At 35.7% G+C, this 7,075-nt stretch carries 8 protein-coding genes; 5 read left to right on the plus strand and 3 right to left on the minus strand.

What is annotated here, in order from left to right:
• Positions 1-47 precede the first annotated feature (47 nt).
• Positions 48-950, minus strand: a complete 903-nt coding sequence (locus AC3WOM_RS21765; protein WP_492448313.1) for a S66 peptidase family protein — start codon at positions 948-950, stop codon at positions 48-50.
• Positions 951-1,071: 121 nt separating this feature from the next.
• Here AC3WOM_RS21765 and AC3WOM_RS21770 point away from each other — a divergent pair, with 121 nt between their 5' ends.
• Positions 1,072-1,956 (plus strand): DMT family transporter, encoded by an 885-nt coding sequence (locus tag AC3WOM_RS21770; protein ID WP_427546972.1) that lies wholly within the window; start codon positions 1,072-1,074, stop codon positions 1,954-1,956.
• A 144-nt stretch (positions 1,957-2,100) separates the two neighbouring features.
• Here the strand turns inward: AC3WOM_RS21770 and nagB are convergent, their stop codons facing one another.
• Positions 2,101-2,814 carry a glucosamine-6-phosphate deaminase gene (gene nagB / locus AC3WOM_RS21775; RefSeq protein ID WP_492448322.1) on the minus strand — a complete coding sequence of 238 codons (714 nt, stop codon included), beginning with the start codon at positions 2,812-2,814 and terminating at the stop codon, positions 2,101-2,103.
• 197 nt (positions 2,815-3,011) lie between these two features.
• Between nagB and AC3WOM_RS21780 the strand changes: the two genes are divergently transcribed.
• The 4 genes from AC3WOM_RS21780 to AC3WOM_RS21795 all read left to right on the plus strand — a co-directional run bounded on the left by AC3WOM_RS21780 (position 3,012) and on the right by AC3WOM_RS21795 (position 6,303).
• Entirely contained in the window at positions 3,012-3,758 is a 747-nt protein-coding gene (locus AC3WOM_RS21780) for an arylamine N-acetyltransferase family protein (protein WP_492448315.1), read from the plus strand.
• A gap of 418 nt (positions 3,759-4,176) precedes the next feature.
• Positions 4,177-4,773: a TetR/AcrR family transcriptional regulator gene (locus AC3WOM_RS21785; protein ID WP_492448316.1), complete on the plus strand. Its 597-nt coding sequence runs from the start codon at positions 4,177-4,179 to the stop codon at positions 4,771-4,773.
• On the plus strand, positions 4,774-5,469 hold the full coding sequence (locus AC3WOM_RS21790; protein WP_492448317.1) for an SGNH/GDSL hydrolase family protein: 696 nt from the start codon (positions 4,774-4,776) through the stop codon (positions 5,467-5,469).
• Between the two features lie 18 nt (positions 5,470-5,487).
• The gene (locus AC3WOM_RS21795) at positions 5,488-6,303 is read left to right on the plus strand and encodes an SDR family NAD(P)-dependent oxidoreductase (protein WP_492448318.1); all 816 of its coding nucleotides are present in this window, start codon (positions 5,488-5,490) and stop codon (positions 6,301-6,303) included.
• A 193-nt stretch (positions 6,304-6,496) separates the two neighbouring features.
• Here AC3WOM_RS21795 and AC3WOM_RS21800 read toward each other — a convergent pair whose 3' ends face one another.
• Positions 6,497-6,781: a hypothetical protein gene (locus tag AC3WOM_RS21800; protein WP_492448320.1), complete on the minus strand. Its 285-nt coding sequence runs from the start codon at positions 6,779-6,781 to the stop codon at positions 6,497-6,499.
• Positions 6,782-7,075 lie beyond the last annotated feature (294 nt).

Consider the following 7,075-nt stretch of genomic DNA (forward strand, 5'->3'; position numbering starts at 1 on the left):
AAAGCACTCTACACAAGGGACGGATGCCCAAATGTAGAGTGCTTTTTTTAATGCACACCAGGTAAAATTTTCAGCACCTTTTCCTGTGCATCCAAAATGGCATCTACCCCTAATGGGATGGCAATATTTGTTGCTTCATGACCGATTTTAAAGCCTGCTACAACAGGAATTCCTAACTCTCCAAAATACTCCTCCATTAACGTAAGAAGTGCTGCTTCATCCGCCCCTGTCTGTGTAAAGGAACCAATTATAATTCCTGTTAACTGCTCAAGCTTTCTTGCCTGCTTTAATTGCTGCAGCATCGAATCTATTCGTGGAATAGGCTCTGCAATCTCCTCAATCAGTAAAATTCTGCCTTCTGTCCTGACTTCAAATTTTGTCCCTATTGAGCTCACAAGACGACGTAAATTTCCTCCAATAATTTGACCGCGAGCTACACCATTTGCAATTGTTGTTAATGGTGAAATTTCTTCAGTATATTGTATTTCAATTGGAGAAAATAACTGTAAAAACATCCTTTTCGATAGCTCATCAATTTTTCCAACAGACATTAGTAGAGGACCATGAAACGTTACTAAATTAGCATATTCATTAATTGCACAATGTAAATATGTAAGATCAGAGAAGCCCCAGAAGATTTTTGGATGTTCTTCTAATAGAGTATAATCAATTTTCTCAGCAATACGTGCGGAGCCATAGCCCCCTTTAACACAGAAAATGGCCTTGATCTCTGGATTTCTAACCATCTCATGAAAGTCAGCTAGTCGCATCTCATCACTACCTGCTAAATAAGCATGCTTTGCTTGGATCGTATCTCCAATAATATAGTGAAGACCTAAATCATCAAGAAAGGATACTGCCTCTCCTAACTTTTCAGGTTCCACTAGACTCGATAAAGCCACTATGCCGACTGTATCTCCCTTTTGCAAATGTGGTACTGTGCTTTTCATCAGAATTTCTCCTCCCTTTTTCCTTATTCTAGCATACTGATTATAAGGAGGCATTGATTATTCATAGCATTAGTGGCTATAATTATCCATAATATTCTAACCTTAAAGGAGCTATTGCATCATGAAAATCCCACCATACATATTATTATTGCTCGCGACTCTTTTATGGGGTGGTAATTTTGTTATTGGTCGTGCAGTTAGTGGGGATATCCCTCCTCTTACACTAGCCTTTCTAAGATGGTGCGTCGCCTTTATCGTATTTTTCCCCATTGCTTATCGGAGTTTAAAGCATGAGTGGCGTAAGCTCAAGGAAAATTGGTCAATCGTAATTATTTTATCTCTAACAGGTGTTGCAGCATTTAATACCCTAGTGTATATCGGTCTACATTATACAACGTCTATTAATGCATCTTTAATGAACTCATCAACACCAATTATGATATACATATTATCCTTTATTTTTTTACGGGAAAAACTATCAAAATATCAGCTGCTTGGAACTGCTTTATCACTTAGTGGTGTCATTTTTATTATTTCAGGAGGCTCCATTGCAAGCCTAGTTGATTTTACTTTTAATAAAGGTGACTTAATTGTACTCGTCGCAGTCTTCTGTTGGAGTATTTATTCACTACTCATAAAACATTACGCCCATCGCTTACCAGGACGATCAACATTCCTAGTAACAATTTTTATTGGAGCCATTATGCTATTACCGTTTTATATCTATGAAACCGCAACGCTTACAAATTCTATTCATTGGCAGTGGTCAACAATTGCCGCCATTCTCTATGTTGGGATTTTCGCATCCGTTGTTGCCTTTTTAAGCTGGAATAGTGGTGTTGTACAGTTAGGTGCAAATAAGGCAAGTATTTATTTAAACTTCATCCCTGTATTTGCATCCATCTTTGCAGTACTGTTTCTTGATGAAAAGCTTCATGCCTTTCAAATTGTCGGGGGACTTGCTGTTGTTGCAGGGGTCATCGTATCGGGTAGAAAAGTGAGCTGAATTTAAATCCTATCCTTTGATTTGGTGATTCTATCCATTGGTTCAAGAGTTCTATTCAGCAGTTCATTGTTTCTATCCATCAGTTTAAGGGTTCTATATAAATAAGCGTAGACTCCAATTAGTTTTGAAGTCTACGCTTATTCATTATTTTGTTCCGCCGTAAATAACCGTTACATTTGGATGATTTAGTAATTGACTTGCTGGGAAATCTTCATTTACGATTCCACTTTTTAATCGTTCAATTGCCTCTAGCTTTTTTTCACCAAATGCAATCAACACGATTTCCTTGGCATTCATAATCGATTGAATACCCATGGTAATAGCATGTGTCGGAACATCCTTAGGATCATCAAAATAAATCGCATTTTCAGTACGCGTAGATTCAGTAAGCTCTACAATGTTAGTGAGTGATTCAAAGGGTGTGCCAGGTTCGTTAAAGCCAATATGTCCATTAACACCAATACCAAGAAGCTGTAAATCAATGCCTCCTGCTTCCTTAATTCGAGCATCATACGCTGCACACTCCGCAGCTAAATCCTCTGCCTTGCCGTTAGGTAAATGTATATTTTTTTGTTTTATATCTACATGATTAAATAATTGATCATGCATAAACGTCCAATAACTAGCTGGGCTATTTTGATCCAAACCTACATATTCGTCTAGGTTAAACGTGATAACATCTTTAAACGAGACCTGTTCAGCTTGTTGACGTCTCACTAATTCCTCATACATTCCTACAGGTGAACCACCAGTTGCTAGTCCTAAAATGCTTACAGGCTTTTCCTTTAATTGCTTAGTAAAAATATTCGCTGCCACTTCGCTCATTTCATCATACGAATTGACTTCTACCCATTTCATTGTTGTCATTTATATACCTACCTTACAAGATTTATTGTGGACTTAATTGGAAAATAGTTTACTAAATAGTAGCTAACACTTAAATTTTACTAGTTATCTATCTACTTTTCTATTATTTTCTTTTAAAAAGATTGTACGTGTAATCTTAAGCCATTTCGGTTATGTTAATAAATAAGGAAGTGAGGCGATAGTATCGTATGAATTCGCAAATATTGCAATATTTGAAACATATTCATTTTCAAGGTCCTTTAACTGAGCCAACCATTAAACTACTTGGACAACTGCAAACAAGTCATTTAAATTCTATCCCGTATGAAAACTTAGATGTTGTTTTGGAACAAGGCATCTCCTTCTCTATTCCTGATATTTTTCAAAAAATAATTATTCATAAGCGTGGAGGCAATTGCTTTGAGCTAAATATTTTATTTAGCTGGCTACTCCGTGAGCTTGGTTTTTCAGTGACAAAGCGATATGCACAGTTTTGGCGTAATCTTGAAGCAGATACACCTATCAAAGATGTACCAATGCATCAGCTATTGCTTGTCAATTATGCTGGTCAATCATATATTTCTGATGTTGGCGTAGGTGCATTAGCTCCTTGTAAACCAGTTCCACTAATAGCAGGCCATCAACATCGTGAAGGCAACGAACTTTATAAAATTGAACAAGATGATACAAATGGATGGATGCTGTATGAACAAACAAAACAGAATTGGCGTTTACTCTATAGTTTTTTTGATGACGCAAATGATGCAAAGTTCGCCCCAAGACTTTCTAAACAAAAAAATAAAATCGCTATGATCCGTACTCCTCGTGGTCGACATACAATGCTTAACAATGAATTCCGAATATACGAGGGACAATCCCTAACAACCTATACAACTCAGAATGAAAAGGAATGGCTACAAGCCCTTCATCGTTTTTTTCATATTTCATTGGATTAGATGCTACATAACAAAAAGCAAGCTTTCTTATTAATAGGAGACTTGCTTTTTCTGTCACGAAGAGTTAATTTTCTGTACGATTAAGAAGCCCGTAAATAACATCATAATTGTAAAGCTCTTTAACTAAACCGATACCATCTACAAAGTAATATGTCCACACATTATCACTGTAAACAGATTTTTCCTCTATAACAATGACTTTTCACACACCATTTCCAATAATCCCTAACATAATACTCTGTTATTACAGTGACAACCCAAAATTCAACCATTAAAACGAGTTAATTATAAACAAATGCTTTATCTAGTAAGCAATTATGACAACATAAAGAATTAGGTATTTACCTATTTATTAATTAAAAAAATATTGTATAATCAGATTAGAACGATCGTTCAAATTTTAAAAAGGAGAAAATTCTTGAGCAAAAGACGTTATGATAGCGAGAAAGCAAAAATCGAAATTATGGAACATGCGGTTAGTTTGTTTTCTCAAAAGGGCTATAATCAAACATCAGTTGGAGATATTTCAACCGCTTCAGGCTACAGTAAGGGACATATTTATTACCATTTTGAAAACAAAGAAAAGCTTTTTGTTCTTTTAGCACAACAAACAATGCAAGATTGGCACAACAAATGGCTGCAAAAAGAAATTACCTACTCCACGGCAACAGAAAAATTATATGGTATGGCTATGCATGTTCTCTATCATTACCAAACACCTTTACTAAGATCAGGGCAAGAACTAGCTGCCAATCCCAAATCCAGCTCTGAATCCGTGGAGCAATTATTCAATTTAGCGATTGTGCCGATGGGTGCTTATCAAGCAATCCTTCAAGAAGGTATTGATAGAGGAGAATTTGTTAATGGAAATATTGATGAATGGACAATTCTACTAGGAACTTGGCTAGGCGGATTATGTCAGCTTACAAATACTCAGGAGCTTAAGAAGTTAGAGCCACTTTTTCAACAAGCAATAACCATTTTTTTGAAGGAAATCAAAAAAAGTGGGATTTAAATGAAAATTGCATGTATAGGAGACAGTTTAACAGAAGGGCGACCAGGGGTTTCATTTTTTAAACAATTAACAGCAAAACATCCACATATAAAATTTGATAATCTTGGTAAGCCAGGTGAGACAGTGAAAAGCTTACACACTCGATTAGAGAGATCGACGCTAGGCAGTTATTATGACCTCAGCTTTCTTTGGATTGGTGTTAATGATGTCTATGCTAAGCTTTTGAAAGTGCAAGCACAGCCAGTTACAGAAGATCATCAAGAGTTTAAAGGATACTATGTAAATGTTTTAGAAATGATTCTAACTTCCTCTAAACATGTCGTTTTAGTAACACCAGCTTTAATAGGAGAGGAGATAAAAAATGCATCAAATACGGAATTAAAAGAGCTTTCCTCCATTATTCATTCCATCTCTTCTAAATATGCAAATGTTAGCTTTTTAAATATGCAAAAGGTTTTTGAAAGTCATTTGCAACAAGTTGATAGCTCGGATTATATTAACACCAATGTTCTGCAAGTGATGAAAGATGTACTGTTTTATAAAAATCCTTTGCGTATTGATCGATTATCCCAAAAAAGAGGGCTGCATTTTACTTTAGATGGTGTTCATTTAAATAGTAAAGGAGCAGAACTTATCATGGAAGAATACTCATCTGTAATTGAACAGCTTCAATTACAGGAAGCCACTGTCCATTAGGAATTCATACAGGAGGTAATGAATATGAGAAAAGTTGCGATTGTTACTGGTGGTGTATCTGGGATAGGAAAGGCTATTTGTAAAGAGTTAATAGATCATTATGTTTTTGTATTTATTGCAGATATCAACAAACATGATGGGTTTCTTTTAGAGGCAGAACTAAATAAAGATGCCCCAAATGCTAAATTTGTTGAATTGAATGTAACCGATTACAAAAGTGTTGAACATGTCATTACAAATGTATATGAGGAATTTCAAAGAATAGATTATTTATTCAACAACGCTGGAATAGCTATGTATGGTGAAATTTACGATATGTCGATAGACGAATGGCAAGACATTGTGGATATTAACTTATGGGGTGTTGTTTATGGAACACAAGTTGGCTATCAAATCATGAAAAAGCAAGGATTTGGACATATCATCAATACGTCATCAGCAGCAGGATTGGGACCATCTCCTATTTCTGCAGCATACTCAACAACAAAGCATGCTGTTGTAGGATTAACAACATCACTCCACTATGAGGCTGAGGAATATGGTATCAATGTAAGCACCTTATGCCCGACTTTTGTTGATACACCTATTTTTGATAAAGCAACAGCTATTAATATCGATAAAACGGCGATGTCTAAGCAATTGAAAAAGCAGAAAATGATGTCTCCACAGCAATTAGCAAAAATCGCTATTGCAGGCGTACACAAAAATAAGCCAATTATTTGTCCAATGCCAATGCGTAAAACAATGGATATTGTCTTTACAATCTTTCCTTCGTTACACCGAGCATTAATGAGAATGGTCTGTAAAGTAAGTCGAAATGCACGATTAACATAAACATTCTAAATGGTAAAAAACCGCTATGTTTTCAGCCATCAAGAGATGAAACACATCAAAAATAGGCTGTTCGGCACAAAGGAATATGTCTCCTTCGTTATACTTATTTTTACATTTTATTACAAAACAATTCGTAGGAGTCTCGCGGTTTTTTACCTTGATATTTAACCCCTTTTAAGAGACAAGCAGCTAGTTATTTATGCTCTTCCTCATCGTTTTTATAAATGCCTAAGAGTAATATAATTAGTCCTATAACAAAAATAATAGGAGATAGTAACATCATAATTGACGCTGCCCAACCATTTCTAACCAACATTCCATACGTTACGCCAATTAAAAAAGATAAAAATGGTGCAAACACAATCATTGTAATAATACCCCAAACTACATATCTTCCTTTTTCTGATCTACCCTCACTTATTTGGAATACCGCTATTAAACCTGCTAATACAATCAACAAGGCAATAACAAATGCCATGTCAAATCACCTCCTTCTTTCCTTCTACAATATGCTTCATTTGTTTAGTGATTTGGTAACTTAACACTAGGCATATTAAAAAAACTATAATTGACTGAAATCAGCTCCACATTATTGTGAAAACCTGCTTAATCAAAAAAACGCCACAACCATTAAAACATGGTTCATAGTGTTGAAAAACTAAATGGTCAAGGGACTCTTTGTGAACACTACTAAATCAAATGAAGGTGATTTCCGTTCCAGGCTACTCGCTTTCCAGTGGGCGAGCGACGAGCCGCTTCCTGCGCTGACGCT

The sequence above is a fragment of the Lysinibacillus sp. FW301-JW8 genome (genome assembly GCF_058788755.1).

Bases quoted from the DNA above. Each gene is read 5' to 3' on its own strand.
- AC3WOM_RS21765 (WP_492448313.1), bottom strand. From the start codon at position 950: ATGAAAAGCACAGTACCACATTTGCAAAAGGGAGATACAGTCGGCATA.
- AC3WOM_RS21770 (WP_427546972.1), top strand. From the start codon at position 1,072: ATGAAAATCCCACCATACATATTATTATTGCTCGCGACTCTTTTATGG.
- nagB (WP_492448322.1), bottom strand. From the start codon at position 2,814: ATGAAATGGGTAGAAGTCAATTCGTATGATGAAATGAGCGAAGTGGCA.
- AC3WOM_RS21780 (WP_492448315.1), top strand. From the start codon at position 3,012: ATGAATTCGCAAATATTGCAATATTTGAAACATATTCATTTTCAAGGT.
- AC3WOM_RS21790 (WP_492448317.1), top strand. From the start codon at position 4,774: ATGAAAATTGCATGTATAGGAGACAGTTTAACAGAAGGGCGACCAGGG.
- AC3WOM_RS21795 (WP_492448318.1), top strand. From the start codon at position 5,488: ATGAATATGAGAAAAGTTGCGATTGTTACTGGTGGTGTATCTGGGATA.
- AC3WOM_RS21800 (WP_492448320.1), bottom strand. From the start codon at position 6,781: ATGGCATTTGTTATTGCCTTGTTGATTGTATTAGCAGGTTTAATAGCG.